Source organism: Saccharopolyspora elongata, from assembly GCF_004348985.1.
Classification (GTDB): domain Bacteria; phylum Actinomycetota; class Actinomycetes; order Mycobacteriales; family Pseudonocardiaceae; genus Saccharopolyspora; species Saccharopolyspora elongata.
Window position 1 is genome coordinate 52,001 of sequence record NZ_SMKW01000039.1, and the last position, 15,833, is coordinate 67,833.

At 70.5% G+C, this 15,833-nt stretch carries 16 protein-coding genes; 5 read left to right on the forward strand and 11 right to left on the reverse strand.

What is annotated here, in order from left to right; genetic code table 11:
* Window positions 1–9 precede the first annotated feature (9 nt).
* Window positions 10–939 (reverse strand): CPBP family intramembrane glutamic endopeptidase, encoded by a 930-nt coding sequence (locus tag E1288_RS26520; protein WP_132489632.1) that lies wholly within the window; start codon window positions 937–939, stop codon window positions 10–12.
* Between the two features lie 191 nt (window positions 940–1,130).
* Here E1288_RS26520 and E1288_RS26525 point away from each other — a divergent pair, with 191 nt between their 5' ends.
* From E1288_RS26525 to E1288_RS26545, 5 genes are all read left to right on the forward strand, one after another.
* A complete protein-coding gene (locus tag E1288_RS26525; protein ID WP_132489634.1) occupies window positions 1,131–1,478 on the forward strand; it encodes a hypothetical protein in 348 nt (115 codons plus the stop codon).
* 6 nt (window positions 1,479–1,484) lie between these two features.
* On the forward strand, window positions 1,485–2,507 hold the full coding sequence (locus tag E1288_RS26530) for a sensor histidine kinase (protein WP_132489636.1): 1,023 nt from the start codon (window positions 1,485–1,487) through the stop codon (window positions 2,505–2,507).
* A 4-nt stretch (window positions 2,508–2,511) separates the two neighbouring features.
* On the forward strand, window positions 2,512–3,165 hold the full coding sequence (locus E1288_RS26535) for a response regulator (RefSeq protein ID WP_132489638.1): 654 nt from the start codon (window positions 2,512–2,514) through the stop codon (window positions 3,163–3,165).
* 50 nt (window positions 3,166–3,215) lie between these two features.
* Window positions 3,216–4,106, forward strand: coding sequence for a DUF2268 domain-containing protein (locus E1288_RS26540; RefSeq protein WP_132489640.1), 891 nt, complete (start codon window positions 3,216–3,218; stop codon window positions 4,104–4,106).
* Window positions 4,107–4,391: 285 nt separating this feature from the next.
* Complete coding sequence (locus E1288_RS26545) at window positions 4,392–5,294, forward strand: hypothetical protein (RefSeq protein WP_235883823.1); 903 nt, start codon at window positions 4,392–4,394, stop codon at window positions 5,292–5,294.
* 42 nt (window positions 5,295–5,336) lie between these two features.
* On the opposite strand, the gene E1288_RS26550 is transcribed toward E1288_RS26545, so the two are convergent.
* The 10 genes from E1288_RS26550 to E1288_RS26595 form a co-directional block, all read right to left on the reverse strand.
* Window positions 5,337–6,440: a nucleotide disphospho-sugar-binding domain-containing protein gene (locus E1288_RS26550; protein WP_132489642.1), complete on the reverse strand. Its 1,104-nt coding sequence runs from the start codon at window positions 6,438–6,440 to the stop codon at window positions 5,337–5,339.
* 71 nt (window positions 6,441–6,511) lie between these two features.
* Window positions 6,512–7,657: an MCE family protein gene (locus tag E1288_RS26555; RefSeq protein WP_132489644.1), complete on the reverse strand. Its 1,146-nt coding sequence runs from the start codon at window positions 7,655–7,657 to the stop codon at window positions 6,512–6,514.
* Complete coding sequence (locus tag E1288_RS26560) at window positions 7,657–8,799, reverse strand: MCE family protein (protein ID WP_132489646.1); 1,143 nt, start codon at window positions 8,797–8,799, stop codon at window positions 7,657–7,659. The genes E1288_RS26555 and E1288_RS26560 overlap by 1 nt, the downstream gene beginning before the upstream one ends.
* The gene (locus tag E1288_RS26565) at window positions 8,796–9,947 is read right to left on the reverse strand and encodes an MCE family protein (protein ID WP_132489647.1); all 1,152 of its coding nucleotides are present in this window, start codon (window positions 9,945–9,947) and stop codon (window positions 8,796–8,798) included. The genes E1288_RS26560 and E1288_RS26565 overlap by 4 nt, the downstream gene beginning before the upstream one ends.
* The gene (locus E1288_RS26570) at window positions 9,947–10,966 is read right to left on the reverse strand and encodes an MCE family protein (RefSeq protein WP_132489649.1); all 1,020 of its coding nucleotides are present in this window, start codon (window positions 10,964–10,966) and stop codon (window positions 9,947–9,949) included. The genes E1288_RS26565 and E1288_RS26570 overlap by 1 nt, the downstream gene beginning before the upstream one ends.
* Window positions 10,963–12,000, reverse strand: a complete 1,038-nt coding sequence (locus E1288_RS26575) for an MCE family protein (RefSeq protein ID WP_132489651.1) — start codon at window positions 11,998–12,000, stop codon at window positions 10,963–10,965. The genes E1288_RS26570 and E1288_RS26575 overlap by 4 nt, the downstream gene beginning before the upstream one ends.
* Window positions 11,997–13,322, reverse strand: coding sequence for an MCE family protein (locus E1288_RS26580; RefSeq protein WP_132489653.1), 1,326 nt, complete (start codon window positions 13,320–13,322; stop codon window positions 11,997–11,999). Before E1288_RS26580 ends, E1288_RS26575 begins: the two co-directional genes overlap by 4 nt.
* A complete protein-coding gene (locus tag E1288_RS26585) occupies window positions 13,319–14,170 on the reverse strand; it encodes an MlaE family ABC transporter permease (RefSeq protein ID WP_132489655.1) in 852 nt (283 codons plus the stop codon). Before E1288_RS26585 ends, E1288_RS26580 begins: the two co-directional genes overlap by 4 nt.
* A 4-nt stretch (window positions 14,171–14,174) precedes the next feature.
* The gene (locus E1288_RS26590; protein ID WP_132489696.1) at window positions 14,175–14,906 is read right to left on the reverse strand and encodes an MlaE family ABC transporter permease; all 732 of its coding nucleotides are present in this window, start codon (window positions 14,904–14,906) and stop codon (window positions 14,175–14,177) included.
* 180 nt (window positions 14,907–15,086) lie between these two features.
* Window positions 15,087–15,833, reverse strand: a complete 747-nt coding sequence (locus tag E1288_RS26595; RefSeq protein ID WP_132489657.1) for a glucose 1-dehydrogenase — start codon at window positions 15,831–15,833, stop codon at window positions 15,087–15,089.

The window sequence follows — 15,833 nt, forward strand, 5'->3', positions numbered from 1 at the left end:
ATCCGATCTTCAACATGCCCCGATCGTACCGCCGGCCGCGGCCGGTCGGCTGCGGGTGACGATCCCGCGGCGGCGGGCTCGGCGGTCGATCCACCACGTGTAGACCACGGTCAGGGCCATGGTCGGCAGGACGTCCCACACCGAGTAGCTGCCGCTCTGGTCGAGGCTGGGCACGCCCTGGGTGCCGGCGAACACGGCGAAGGCGGCGTTGTTCACCACGTGCAGCGCGATCGCCGCCTCCAGGCCGCCGGTGCGGATGGTCAGCCAGCACATGGCCATTGCGAAGACGAAGAGGTCGGCGACCACCAGCGGCTCGGTGTAGTCGTGCAACGCCACGAACAGCACCGAGGTGACCACCGCCCCCGGCCACGGGGTGCGGGTCCAGGAGGCGAACGTCTGCACCAGCCAGCCGCGGCATAGGTACTCCTCGGCGGCGGCCTGCAACGGCACGAGGGTCACGGCGATCGCGAGCACCGCCAGGAACGTCGGCCAGCCCGGCCACGCCGCCACGTCCACGCCCTGCCCCCGGGCGAGGTCGACGACGGCGATGAGGACGAAGCCCAGCACCGCCCATCCCCCGCAGTCGAGCAGCCACCGCCAGCGCAGTCGTCCCTCCACACTGGACACCGTGCCGACCGGGCGGCGCTGCGCCCACCGCGCCGTCAGCAGGACGGCGGGCAGGAGGACGGCGATGCTGGCGAAGGCGAACGCGAATTCCCACAGCGGGGCGGAGAAGCCCAACTCGGCGTCCAGCCCGATGCCCACCAGCACCGCCAGTCCCATGCCGACGGCGCTGATCACCAGCAGGAACACCACCGCGAGCGCGATCAGCAGCAGGATCCCGACCAACGGCCGCCACCAGCGGTGCGCCGGCGTGCGCGCGAGCAGGTGGTACGGCGTGCCGTGGGCATCGACGGCCGATTCCCGCTGAAGACTCATGTTCGTCCCTTCCAGGTGATTCGTCGCGTTGGAGCCTAGGGAGCCGCCCGCCGCCGTAGCGCGTGCCACCCGCCCAGACCTCGTGGCCGATCGGCCATGATCTGCGGGCCGGTCGGCACTGCCCGGCGGGCCGGGTGTTGACCGACAATGGATCGGTCGACGGCCGATCGTCCGAGGTGAGGTATTCGCGGGTGTCTCCGCTGGTTGAAAAGGCGCGGGCAGCCGCCGCCCAAGAAGCGCGAGCCGTGCGCGCGGCGCCACGTCAGGTGGTGGCCGGCGAGCTGGCGGCCTTCCTCGTGGTGCTGGGCATCGGGTTCGTGCCGAGCCCGGCTTCGCTGCTGCCGTCGAGCCACTTCGCCGTCACCGCCGCGACGGCGTGCTGGTCGGCGCTGCTGGTTCCGGCCCGCAGGAGATGGCCGGTAGTGACGCTGCTGGCCACGGCTCCGGTGTTCGCCAGCGACAACATCTGGGCGGCGGCGACGCTGCCCTTCGTCACGTTCTCGGTGGCGCGGCGCATCACGCCCGCCCGGCGCCTGTGACTGGCGGTGCTGGCGACCGCCGTCGTGGACCTCCTGCTCTCGGTCGTCCGCGAGTGGAACGCCCCGGGCGGCCTCGGCGAGACCCTCGCCGGTTTCGCGCTGACGGTCGCGTTCCTGCTGCTGCTCCCGGCGCTGTCCGGCGGCGTCCTCGGCCGGCGCCAGCCGCTCGTCCGGCTTCTCCGGGAACGCAACCAGTACCTGGAGCGGGCACAGGAGCTCACCGCCGAGAAGGCTCGCCTGAAGGAACGCGCGCACATCGCCACCGAGATGCACGACATGCTCGGGCACCGGCTCAGCCTGATCTCGATGCACGCCGGGGCGCTGGAGATCACCGCGGCCAAGGACGCGCCACGCTTCAGCGGTCAGGCCGAGCTCCTGCGCACCACGGCCGCGACGGCCATGGCCGAACTGCGCGAGATCCTGGGAGTCCTCAACGACACCCAGGGCTCGCCGCCCGAAACCGTCGGCGAGCACAGTGGAACCCGCGCCGACATCACCGATCTCGTGGCCGAATCCCGCCGCGCCGGCATCGCCGTGGAGCTGGTGTGGTCGGGGGCGGACGTCGACGACGCCGATGTTCGAGCCCGCCACGGCGTGCACCGCGTGGTGCGGGAGGGGCTGACCAACGTGCACGAGCACGCCCCCACCGCGCCCGCCAGGGTCGAGGTCGCCCACGAGGCCGACCGCATCCGGGTGCGCGTGATCAACGGCGCAGCGCACGGCGCACACCGCCCCTCGGGCACCCGGCGCGGGCTGGTCGGCCTGGAAGAGCGGATCGAGCTGCTCCGCGGCGCGTTCTCCGCCGGCCCCACGCCCGAGGGCGGCTTCCAGATCTCGGCCGAACTCGCCGCACACCCGGCCGTGCCCGCTCCGGCCGCCAACCGCCCGCTCCCGGAGGTGCGGGAACCGCTCGACGCCGAGGTGCTCACGCTGCCCCGCGCGGTGGGCGCCGGGTGCCTGGGGTTGCTGGCGGTCGTGCCCGTCGCCACCGGCTTGATCATGCTGATCATCCTGCTCGCCATAGAATGACCAGGTGATCCGGACCCTCATCGCCGACGACGAAACGCTCATGCGAGCGGGTATCCGCCTCATCCTGGCGAACGCCGAAGACGTCGAGGTGGTGGCCGAGGTGGCGGACGGGCGCGCCGCCGTCCGCGCGTGCCGCGAGCACGAGGTCGACGTCGCCATGCTGGACGTGCAAATGCCCGACGGCGACGGGATCACCGCGGTCGCCGACATCGCCCGCGAATCGCCGCGCACCAACGTGGCCATGCTCACCGCGTTCGGCGACGACCACAGCGTCGCCCAGGCCCTCCGGGCGGGAGCCGTCGGATTCCTGCTCAAGGACACCGGGCCGACCGAGCTCATCCGGGCCGTGCGGGTGGCCGCGACCGGCGAGTCGATCCTGGCGCCGCAGATCACCCGTCGGCTCATCGAACGCCACCTGCTGTCCGGCGACGACGGCGCGGAGGCGGCCAAGCGCCGCATCGACCAGCTCACCGACACCGAACGGGACGTGCTCCGGCTGGTCTCGGCGGGACTGTCGAACGCGGAGATCGCCCAACGCCTGCACATGGGCACGGGCACGGCGAAGGCGCACATCAGCCGGATCCTCACCAAGCTCGACTGCGCGAACCGGGTACAGGCCGCCATCCTGGCCCACGACGCCGGTCTCCAGCCCGGCTGAAACCGGGAGATTTGATCCTCCAGCGACTGGAGACCCTACGGTCCCGGACCATGAAGATCGTTGTTCATGACACGGCGTCCGCCATGCTCGACCTCCTCCGGCGACCGCAGGCGGAGCGGCGCGACGCCCTGCGGGAGATACTCAGGCCGCTGGAGCCGGCGATGTCCGTGATGGGGGATGTGGACCTGGTCCAGATGTACGAAATGGGCGGCAGCGGCTTCCGGCTCGACTGCGAGGACCCGCGATACGTGCCCGCGCTGCGCCGTATGCAGGAAGCCGAGGTGTGGCGCCGGATCGAGGAATCTCTCATCGCCGCGTGGGAGCGGATCAGCGGCGCGGTGCCCGGCATCGGGCACGCCGACACCGTGCACGTCGTCGTGGTGCTCGGCAATCCCGATGACGAGCAGCTGATGGCGCGCAGTGCCGGGTACTTCGGCCTGGGCGGGTTCCCGGGTGCGATCCAGCTGTTCATGTGGCCCACCGAGACGAGCCTGGCGAAGATCGACCACGCCGCCGCGCACGAGCTGCACCACAACGTGCGCTACGCGAACGTCGTCTGGAACCCCGCTGCCGTCACGGTCGGGGAACAGGTCGTCGCGGAGGGCCTGGCCGAGGCGTTCGTACGCGAGCTGTCCGGCGAGCAGGCCATGGGCCCGTGGTCCCAAGGACTGACCGGAGCGGAACTGGACTCGGCGTACCGGAAGATCGCGTCCGGGATCGACGTGGCGGGGATGCAGAACCTGCCCCCGTACGTCTTCGGCGACGCGACGGCCCAGCGCATGGGACTGCAACCGGTGGGGCTACCGGACTTCGCGGGCTACGCGGCGGGCCTGCGCATCGTCGACGCGCACCTGACGGCCTCCGGCCTTACGGCGGCCGAGAGCACGGCCCTCTCGGCCCGCGAGGTCCTCACCAACGCAGGCATACAGACCAACGCCTGACCACGATGGCTCCGACCGGCCCGTGACTCGTGCGCACTTTGGACTGCTATAGCGATCCAAAGTGCGCACGAGCCTGTTACGGCCCAGCAGCCGGCGGCTGTACAGGCCAGCCGATGCGATCTGGCCGGTTGCACCTGATCGTGCGCACTTTGGGTTGTCATGAACGCCTGATGTGCTCACGGATGTATCTGTTCGGTAGGTCCGCGCCTCTGTAACGGTGTGTCCGTTCGAATCCGAGAATCCGATCAGGCGGATTGGGAGTTGCTGAGGCGTCAGCAGCACGCCGTGTTCACGCGCAAGCAGCTACGGAAATTCGGCGTCAGCTACTCGACGATCCAAGCGAACCTCGATGCTCGGCGGTGGCAGCGCGTCCACCGCGGGGTGATCGCACTGTTCACCGGCCCGCTCTCACGAGACGCTCGAATCAGCGCCGCGCTGCTCTACGCCGACCTCCCGGCTGCGCTCAGCCACCGAACCGCCGCGCAGGAATGGGGCTGGCTACCGGCAGATGAGGAGCCCGTCCACGTCACGGTTCCGTATGGGACTTCGGCTGTGCCGCAGGAAGGTGTTGTGGTGCACCGCAGTCGAGCCTTTCGGCACATCGTCGTGTCCCACGCGCCGCCTCGAACTTCTCGGGCGGACACCGTGATCGACCTGGCCGCTGCCGAATCCGATGAGGCGGCGGCCGAGCGAACCCTGCTGACCACCGCCTCCGCGAACCGGGTCGGCGCCGACGAGATCCGTGCCCAGTTGATCGCCAGACCGCCATTCCGCTACCGCGCTGCGCTTGATCGAGCAGTTCGCCTGCTTGCCGAAGGTCTCACCTCGATGCTGGAAACCCGTTACTTTCTCGACGTCGAGCGCGCACACGGGATTCCTCGCGCGCGCCGCCAGGTACCGGTCAACGCATTCGGCCGGAAACTCCTGGAGGACTGCAGCTACGAGGACATCGGGGTGCCGCTGATCGTCCGGTTGGACGGGCGCGCGTACCACGGCGATGCCGAAACGGCGTTCCGGGACCGCAGGCGAGACAACGCCGCCGAGCTCAGCGGAACGCCTCGGCTGGTGTACGGCTGGCAGGACGTCGACCGCACCCCGTGTTCGGTGGCACACGAGGTCATGACCGTGCTTCGCAGAGAGGGGTGGCAAGGCCCTACGAGGAGGTGCCGAAGGTGCCTGGGCTCGTGAGTAGTTTGGATCGCTATAGCGGTCCAAACTACTCACGAGCCACTACGGCAGGTTTTCCAGGCGGGGCACCAGGTCTGCTGGGGCGGGCATGGCCTGGATCTCCTCGCGGACCTCGGTTGCCGCTTCCTTCATCGCTCCGTCGGTGATCAAGCGGGTCAGGTCCGCCGCCGTGATCCGCTTTGCCGGTAGCGCGAGACCCGCTCCTCGCTCCGCCACCCGTTCCGCGTTGAACTTCCGGTCGCCGGGGCCGGGCGTGACCAGTTGTGGAAGGCCCGTTGCGAAGGCCCCGAAGATGCTGCCCGCGCCGCCGTGGTGCACCACCGCCGTACACGTCGGCAGGATCGCGTTGATCGGAACCCAGTCGACCGTGCGGACGTTCTCCGGCATGGCGCTGCTCGCGGTTTTGGCGTCTGGGCGGACCAGCACGATCTCCGCGTCAACTTCGGAGGCTGCGGCGACGACTGCTGGCATCGGGCTAGCTCCCGGTCCGTTCACCGTGCTGCGACTGACCAGGATTCGGGGCCGCTCGGGGGTTTCGGCCAGCCAGTCCGGCACCTCGCCCTCGCCGCTGAACGGCTCGCACCGCATCGGCAGGCCGTCGCGGGCGCCGACGACGCTCGGCGGCGCGATGGTCAACGTCGCCGCGGCAGGCGGTAGCGCCGCCACACCATGGCGGGCCAATGGCGCGGCCATCCTGGTGGCGCCGAACACTTCCGGGCCGTCGAACAGCGCATTCTCGTGCAGCACCGCCGGAATTCCCCGGCGCGCCGCGGCCAACGCCCCGGCGGCGGCGAGGGGTTCGTGGATGACGAGATCCGGCTTCCACCGGTCGGCGAGCGCCACCACCCCGTCCGCGATCCGGTCGTTCACCGCGCCGAAAAGCCGGGACACGGTGCGGAGCCCGCCGTCCCCGGCGAGTTCGGCGCGGGCCAGCAGCGGGTGCCGCAGCATGATCCGCCGGGCGATCCGGCCGAACTCGAAGCCCGGCGCGACATCCTCGATCTCGATCCCGCCGTTCCTGGCGTTGAGGCCGTCTTCGGCGGTCGCGGCCAGCACGTCGTGCCCGGCGTCGCGCAGGGCCTGCGCCAACGGGAGCAGCGGCAACAGATGCCCTAGCAACGGGGCCGAAACCACGAGGATCCGCATACCGGGAGACCATACTCGGACCGTGAGTACTTTCTGTTGCTGTGGCGACACAAAGTGCTCACGGGTGGTCGTCATTGGTCGAACGGGGGTGGTGGTGCTACCGGGTCCGGGACCGGGGCTCGGGGGGCGTTCTGGGAGCCTCGGACGCTGATCACGCTGCCCGGGGGTTCCGCGCAGTGCAGGTCTTCGTTCGTCGGGCCCGGCGCCGTTTCGCTTCCCGGGCGTCGGGGCGTGCCCTCGTAGCCCCTGGTGCAGGCGATCGGGTTGAAGAAGTTCAGCACCAGGCCGAGGTGTCCCGTGCCGTCCGGCGACAGCGTGTGGGAGAACGCCGAGATCACCGGCAGCGCCACCAGCATCTGCTCCATCGCCGGGCCGCGCACGTCGGTGATCCGCATCGTGGTCAGCATGTTCGCCACCACCACGCCGAAATCCGTGGCCGCGCTGCGCAGCAGCGCGTCGACCTCCTGGCTCGCCGCCGGCGCGCCGTTGATGATCCGCCGCAGGTCCGGGTCGGACTCCTTCAGCCGCCCGGAGATCTCCCGCAGCCCGCTGCTGAACGACACGATCTGCTCCGACTGCTGCTGCTGGGTGCGCAGCACCACGTCGCTGTTGGCCAGCAGCCCGGTGGTCTGCGGGAGGTGCTGGTCGGCGGCGGCCGTCACCGAACTCGTCGCGTCCAGCATGCGCTGCAGGTGACCGCCGGTGCCGTCGAACGCCGTGCCGACCTCGTCGACGACCGTGCGCAGGTCGTCGACCGGGACGCTGCCGACCAGCCGGTCCAGGTCGACCAGCAGCGACTCCGGCGCCGGCGGCAACTCGGTGCGCTCCTGCTCGATCACCGATCCCGACGCCAGGTACGGGCCGCCGTCGCGCTCCGGGCGCAGGTCGAGGTACTGCTCCCCCACCGCCGACCGGTTGGCCACCGCCACCCGGGCGCCCGCCGGAATCGGCGGCGCGGCGTCGTCGATGTGCATGTCGACGTCGATGCCCGCGTCGGTGAGCCGCATCTCGGTGACCCGGCCGACCGCGACGCCGCGGTAGGTCACCTCGGAGTTGGTAAACAGCCCGCCCGAGTCCGCCATCCGCACCGTCACGGTGTAGCCGCTGCCGCCGAAGTAGCGGTCCAGCCCGGCGTACTGCCCGCCCGCGTAGCCGATGCCCACGACCGCCAGCACCAGGAACAGCCCCAGCCGGATCTTGGTCTTCCGCGCGAACATCAGCGTCCTCCCAACTGGATCGGGGCCGGGCCCGACTGCGGCGCCGGGATCGGCAGCGGCGGCAGGGCCGGTGCCGGCGGTGGCGGCCGCAGTCCCGGCTGGCCCGCGTCGCTGAGGCCGGGGATCGGGATCAGCGGGCCGGAGGAGCGGGTGAGGTTCTCCATGATCGTGCTCAGGTCCAAGTCGAACCGCACGTCCGCGTTGACGAAGTCGCCCTTGAGCGGCTTCATCACGTACTCCGGGAACGGGTAGGTCGCCAGGTAGGCGATGGCGTCCGGCAGCGCGTCGCCGGTCTCGGCGAGCTTCTGCAGCGTGGGCGCCAACGCGTGCAGGTCGGCGACCATGTCGTCCTTGCTGCGGTTGACGGTCTGCACCGCCACGCCGGAGAGCTGGTCCAGCGACTGCAGCATGGTGACGAGCTGGCCGCGCTGCTCCTCCAGGGTCCGCAGGCCGGGGCCCAAGCCGTCGATCGAGCCCGCGATCTGGTCGGTCTGCCCGCGCAGAGTCGACGAGAGCCGGTTGAGGCCGTCGATGGCGCGGGTGATGTTCTCCTTCTGCCCGTCCAGCCGGGTGACCGTTTCGTTGAGATTTCCCAGCAGCGAACGGATTTCCGCCTCGTTGCCGGTGAACGCGCCGTTGAGCTCGCGCACGATGTCCTGCAGCTGCGCCACGCCGCCGCCGTTGAGCAGCATCGACAGCGCGCCCAGCACCTCTTCGACCTGCGGGTTGCGGTTGGTGCGTTCCAGCGGGATCACCGCGCCGTCGGCCAGCGCACCCTCGGCCGCGCCGGCGGGTGCCGCGAGCTCGACGAACTTCTCCCCCAGCAGGCTCGATTGCCGCAGCTGGGCGTCGGCGTTGGCCGGCAGCCGGACGTCGCCGTTGACCGACATGTGCACCAGCGCGGTTGTGTTGTCGGAGCTCAGCTCGATCCGCTCCACCCGCCCGACCGCGACGTCGTTGACCTTCACGCTGGACTGCGGCACCAGGTCGAGGACGTCGGCGAAGTGCGCGGTCACCCGGTACGGGTTCGAGCCCAGCTCCGCGCCGCCGGGCAGCGGGGCGTTGTAGAGCCCGGTGAATCCCGCTGTGCCGCAGCCGGAAACCAGCAGAGCCGCCAGCAGCACCGGCGCGAACCGCTTCATCGGGGGCCTCCTTGCTGGGCGGCGTCCACCAGCGGCAGCGGCGGGAGTTCGCCCTGCTGCAGGTGGTGCATGGTTTCGCCGATCGACGGCAGCTGCAGCTTGCCGTCCAGGTACGGCGCGAGCTTGTCGCAGGCGTCCTTGAGGCCCTGCGGCACCGGCTCGGGCATGCTGTGCTGGAGCAGCTTGCATACCATCAGCACCGGCGGGTGGGTGAGCTCGTTGAGGTGGCCGCGGACCGTGACGCTGCCGGAGGCCGCGTCGTAGGAGTTGATGAAGTTCGTCGCGCCCAGCGGTGCGACGTCGAGCACCTCCGACAGCGCCTGGCGCTGGTCCACCAGCTGCTGCGTCACGCCGGTCAGGTTGTCCACGTTGGACGCCATGAGTTCCCGGTTGTCGCGGATGAACCGGGAGACGTCGTCGAGCGCGACGGCCAGCGAGCTCAGCGCGGCGCCCATCTGCTGCTGCTCGCCGGCCAGGAATCCGGTGACGTCGTCGACCCGCCCGTAGAACTCCTGGATCTGCCGGTCGCTGGCGGCGAGCGTCGCGGTGAAGGTGTTCAGGTTGTCGACCGTGGCGAACAGGTCGCCCTGGTTCTCCTGCAGGGTGCCGGCGAGGTCGCCGAGCTGCTTCACCGTGGCGTTGAGGTCCTTGCCGTTGCCCTCCAGCGCGGCGGCCGAGGTGGACAGCACCTCGGACAGCGCTCCGGTGCTGTTCGCGCCGTCCGGGCCGAGGGCCTGCGCGAGCGCGTTGGCGCTGCGGTAGAGGTCGTCGAGCTCGGCGGGCGTCGCGGTGCGGTCCTTGGCCAGCACCGCGCCCGAAACCAGTTCCGCGCCGCCGGAATAGGCCGGGGTGAGCTGCACGTACCGGTCGCTGACCAGGCTCGGCGCGACCACCACGGCCTTCACGTCGGCCGGGATCTGCACGTCGTCGTCGACGTGCATGTCCACCCGCACCACGTCGCCCTGCGGCACGACGCCGTCGATCCTGCCCACCTCGACGCCCAGCACCCGCACGGTGGATCCGGCGTAGACCCCGACGGTGCGGTCGAAGTACGCGGTGATCTGCTTGCCGGGATCGGTGAACAGCCACCACAATCCCGCGCTGACGAGCAGCGCCAGCGCGCATCCGATTCCGACCACTTTGGACATCAGCCACCTCCGACGGGCCGGGTCGGCACCGGGATCTCGCAGGACGTCGTGTTCGTCTGCAGCGGCCCGGCGTTGATCGCGGGCGGGAACAGACCGCACAGGTAGCCGTCGAACCACCGGCCGTTGCCCACCGTGTTGTTGAAGCCGCGCACGTAGGGCGCCATCGCCGCCACGACGCGGCCCAGGTCGTCCTGGTTGCGCTGCAGCATCTCGGTCAGCTGGTTGAGCTCCTCCAGCGTCGGCCGCAGCTGCTGCTGGTTGTCGGCGACCAGGCCGCGCAGTTCGTCGGAGAGCCGCTGGGTTCCGATCAGCAGCGCCGAAATCGCTTCCCGGCGGTGCTGCAACTCGGTCAGCAGCACGTTCCCGTCCGAGATGAGCCGCTGCACCTGATCGTCGCGGTCCGCGACGATCTTGCTCACGCCGCTGGTGTTGCGCAGCAGATCGGTGAGCTGCTGGTCGCGCGAGGCGATGGTCTGCGACAGCTGTGAGAGTCCGTCGATGGCCTGGCCCATGTGCTGCGGCGCGCCGCGGAAGGTGTCCGCCAGGACGCGGAAGCTCTGCGCGAGCTGCTGGGTGTCGACCTGGTCGGCGGTGCGGGTGAGCTGGTCGAGCGCGTCCGGGATGTCGAACGGCGCGGCGGTCCGCTCGACCGGGATCGGCTCCGCGAGCTCCTCGGCGCCTTCCGGTTGCAGCGCCAGGTACTTCTCGCCGAGCAGCGTCTTGATCTCGATGCTGGCCCGGCTGCGGTCGCCGATCTGCGCGCCGTCGACGCGGAACGCCACCAGGACCCGGTTGCCCGCCAGCGAGACGTCGGTGACCTCGCCGGACTTGACCCCGGCGATCTGCACGTCGTTGCCCGCCGCGAGCCCGGCCGACTCGGAGAAGTAGGCCTCGTAGGTGGTGCCGCCGCCGATCACCGGCAGGTCCTTGGCGAAGAACGCGCCCAGCGTGGCGCAGGTGATGAGCACGACGGCGACCAGGCCGACGACGGCCTGGTTCCGCTCCCGCAACGGCTTCATGACGGCTTGCACCTCTCCGGCATCTCCGAGGCCGGCAGCGGCAGGATCGGGATCGAGATGTTGAGCTTGGAGATCCCGACCGTGCCCGAGATCCGGCACAGGTAGAAGTTGAACCAGCTGCCGTAGCTGACGGTCCTGGTCAGCGCGTTGAGCCGCTCCGGGATGTTCTGCAGGTCGGCCTCCAGCTTCGGCTGCTCGGCGTTGAGGATGCCGGCGACCCGGTTCAGCTCGCCGATGCTGCTCTGCAGCGGCGGCCGCGCCTCCTCCAGCATTCCGGCGGTGGTGTTGGAGAGCTCGCCGAGCGCGGCGACGGCCTCCCCCACCGGCTTCCGCTGCTCGGCGAATCCGCTGGTCAGCTGCTGCATCGAGGTGATCAGCTCGCCCAGCTGCGGGCCGCGCGCGTTGACGGTGGTCAGCACGGCGTTGAGGTTGTCGATGACCTGGCCGATCACCTCGTCCTTGCGGGCGATGGTGGACGTCAGCGACGCGGTGTGGGCGAGCAGGCTGTCCACCGTGCCCGCCTCGCCCTGCAGCACCTGGACGATCTCGCCCGAGAGCTGGTTGACGTCCTGCGGCGAAAGCGCCTGGAACAGCGGCTTGAATCCGTTGAACAGCGCGGTGAGGTTCAGCGCCGGGTGGGTCCGCTCCAGCGGGATCTCGCCGCCCGGCGGCAGCACGTCCGCCGGATCGCGCAGCGCCGCGTCCAGCGCCAGGTAGCGCTGGCCGGCGAGGTTGCGGAACTTCACGGTCGCGGCGGCGTCGCGCGGGAGGCGCCGGCCGGCGTCGAGGTCGAAGCGGATCAGGGCGTGCTTGCCGTCGACGACCTCCAGCCCGGTCACCCGGCCCACCTTCACGCCCGCCATCCGCACGTCGTCGCCGACGTCCAGGCCGGAGGCGTCGGCGAACCGCGCGTGGTAGGAGTCGGCGGAGCCGGAGGTGGAGGCCGCGATGGTCATCGCGAGCACCCCGGTGAGCGTGATCGTGACCGCCGCGAAGATCAGCAGCTTGACCAGCGGCGCGGCTATCGACCTCATCGCACCGTCACCTCCGCGCCGCGGTACACCGGGCCGACCAGCAGCCCGCTCCAGTCCGGCACATCCGAGCGCGGCACGCCCATCTGCGGCGCCAGCAGCGTCGACAGCAGGTCCCGCTCGGCGGGCGTGTTCGCCACCGACTGCGACGTGGTGGACGCCGGTTTCTGCTTCCACGGGAACACTTCGTCGCGGTCGCGCGGGGGCTCCGGGAATACGGAACCGTCCTGCACCGGCCCGCCCGGCGGGTACTGCGGGAAGGTGTCCGGCGCCTCGACCCACGGGTAGCAGCGCGGCCCGCGCTGGTCCAGGTACTTCGGCGTGTCCACGCCCGGCAGGTACTTGCCGCGGCTGCCGGTGATCTCGATGGTGAACTTGGCGATCTCGGGGTTCTCGGTGCCCTTGCCGAAGGACCGCTCGGCGTTCGGGATCGAGTCCGCGAACTGCTTGAGCATGCAGGGGTACTCCGGGGCGTATTCGGCGAGGAGTTCCAATGTGGACCTCGATGTGCCGGTGAGGTTGATCAGGTTGTCCTTGTTCAGCGCCAGGAACCGGTTCAGGTCGTTCGCGCTGCCGGTGACGGTGCCCAGCATGGTGTTCAGCGCCTGCCGCTGCTCGGCGATGGTCTTGCTGGTGGTGGTCAGGTCGGCCAGCGCCTGCGTGAGGTCGGGCGCGGCCTCGGCGTAGGTGTCGGCCACGTCGTCGATGCGCGCGATGACCGACTCCAGCTTCGGCAGCGACGGGTTCAGCCGCTCCAGGTAGCCGTCCAGTTGCACGAGCGTGTCGCCGAGCTGCTCGCCGCGGCCGTCCAGCGCCTGCGACACAGCGGTCAGCGTCGTCGAGAGCTTTTCCGGCTGCACCGCTTGCAGAACCGGCAGCAGGTCGCCGAGCACCTTCTCGATCTCGATCGCCGATCCGCTGCGGTCCTGCGGGATGACGTCGCCGGAGGCCAGCGCCCGCGAGCCCGCGTTCTCCGGGATGTGCAGGGAGACGTAGCGCTCCCCGAACAGCGTCTTGGGCAGCAGCCGCGCCGACGCGCTCGCCGGGATCAGCTCCGCCTGGTCCGGCCGCAGCGCCAGGTCGAGCACCGCGTGGTCGCCCTCGGCGCGAACGCCGCGCACCTCGCCGACCACCACGCCGCGCGCCTTGACGTCCGCGCCCACCCGCATCTGGTTGCCGATCCGGTCGGTTTCGAGGCTGACCGCCACGACCGGCGTGAACGCCTTACGGTACATGGCGATCGTGCCCGCGACGAACATCCCGGCCGCGACCAGGAACACCACTCCGAGCGCCTGGTAGCGGCGCCTGCTCCGCCGGCCCCTCATCCCGAGATCCGAACCGTCGTGGTGGAGCCCCAGATGGCCAGGCTGAGGAAGAAGTCCAGCACCGCGACCAGCACGATCGAGGTGCGCACCGCGCGTCCCACCGCGACGCCGACACCCGCCGGGCCGCCGCGCGCGGTGTAGCCGTAGTAGCAGTGCGTCAGGATCACCGCGACGCTGAACACGATCACCTTGCCGAAGGACCACAGGACGTCCTCCGGCGGCAGGAACAGGTGGAAGTAGTGGTCGTAGGTGCCCGCGGACTGGCCGTAGAACCACACGGTGATCTGCCGGGACGCGAAGTACGAGCCGAGCAGCCCCACCACGTACAGCGGGATGACGGCCGCGACCCCGGCCAGCACCCGGCTGGTCACCAGGTACGGCAGCGTCCGCACGCCCATCACCTCCAGGGCGTCGATCTCGTCGGAGATCCGCATCGCGCCCAGCTGCGCGGTGAACCCGCAGCCGACGGTCGCCGACAGCGCCAGGCCCGCCGACAGCGGCGCGACCTCGCGGGTGTCGAAGTAGGCGGCGACGAACCCGGTCAGCGCCGAGGTGCCGAGCTGGTTCAGCGAGGAATAGCCCTGCAGGCCGACGATCGCGCCGGTCGCGACGGTCATGCCGATCATCACGCCGAGCGTCCCGCCGATGACGGCCAGCGCGCCGCTGCCGAACACGACCTCGGTGAGCAGCCGGGCGGTTTCGCGGTAGTAGCGGCGCAGCGCGACGGGCGCCAGGGCGAGGGCGCGCAGGTAGAACGACAGCTGCCAGCCCAGTTCGGCGAGCGCGTCGCCGGGCCCGCGGGTGATCCGCCGCCGCAACGGGGCGGCGACCGGGTCGACGACGGCCATCGGCTCACAATCCCTTCGGGGGCACGAGTTGCAGGTAGATCCCGGTGAGCACCAGGTTGATCAGGAACAGCAGCAGGAACGTGATCACCACGGCCTGGTTGACCGCGTCGCCCACGCCCTTCGGCCCGCCGGCCGGGTTGAGGCCGCGGTAGGCGGCGACGACGCCGGCGACGAACCCGTAGAGCAGCGCCTTGAACTCGCTGATCCACAGGTCGGGCAGCTGCGCGAGGGCGTTGAAGCTGGCCAGGTACGCGCCGGGCGTGCCGCCCTGCAGGATCACGTTGAAGAAGTAGCCGCCGAGCACGCCGACGACGCTGACCATGCCGTTGAGCAGCAGGGCGACCAGCACGGCGCCGATGACGCGGGGCACGATCAGCCGCTGGATCGGCGAGATCCCGAGCACCTCCAGCGCGTCGATCTCCTCGCGGATGGTGCGCGCACCGATGTCGGCGCACATCGCCGACCCGCCGGCCCCGGCCACCAGCAGCGCGGTGATCAGCGGGCTGGCCTGCTGGAGGATGGCCAGGGCGCTGGCGGCGCCGGTGAACGACTGGGCCCCGATCTGCTGCGTCAGCGACCCGAGCTGCATCGCGATGACGGCGCCGAACGGGATCGCCACCAGCGCGGTCGGCAGGATCGTGACGCTGGCGAAGAACCAGGCCTGCTGGATGCACTCCCGGACCTGGAAGGGTCGCCGCGGCACGGCCCGCAACACCTCCCACCCGAGCGTGGCCATCCGCCCGACCTGCACGAACGCCCCAGCACTCCGCACTGCCACCAGCTCACCTCCCGATCCACGCTGATCCGGGGTCACGCAATTTCAATGGAAATCGAAGGTCCGATTTCCATTGAAATTGCGGAAAAACCCACCCCATCGGGTGTGGAACCGTCAGGGATGCCCTTGCCTCTCACCTGGTCAGGCGAGTGCGTGCGTTGCCGTTGCGCCGCCGTCGGCCGTGAACTCCGCGCCGGTGCAGTACGAGCTCTCGTCGCTGGCCAGGAAGACCGCTAGGGACGCGATCTCCTCCGGCTGCCCGACCCGGCCCAGCGCGACGCGCTTGCCGACGTGGTCCATCGGGACCTGGCCGCCCGCCGCCTCGTGGATCATCTGGGTGTCGATCGCCCCGGGATGCACCGAGTTGACCCGGATGCCCAGCTTGCCGAGCTCCATCGCGGCCACCTTCGTCATCCCGCGGATGGCGAACTTGCTGGCCGAGTACGCCACCAGCAGCGGCATGCCGCCCAGACCCTCCACAGAGGACACGTTGATGATCGAGCCGCCCGTCTCGCGCATCGCCGGGATCACCTCCCGCATGCCCAGGAACGTGCCGATCTGGTTGACGCGGACGACCCGCTCGTAGTCGGCCAGGCTGGTGTCCGCGAGCTCCGAGAAGTGCAGCACCCCGGCGTTGTTGACCAGCACGCCGACCGGCCCCAGCTCGCGCGCCGCCCGCACCGCGTCGACCCAGTCGTCCTCCGAGCCGACGTCGAGGTGCTGGTACACCGCAGCCGGGCCGAGCTCGTCGGCGAGCTCCTTGCCCGCCTCGTCGGCCACGTCCGCCAGCAGCACCTTCGCGCCCTCGGCGACGAAGCGGCGCGCCGTCGCCGCGCCTTGCCCGCGCGCGGCACCCGTGACGATCGCGACCTTGTCCGCTAGTCGCAT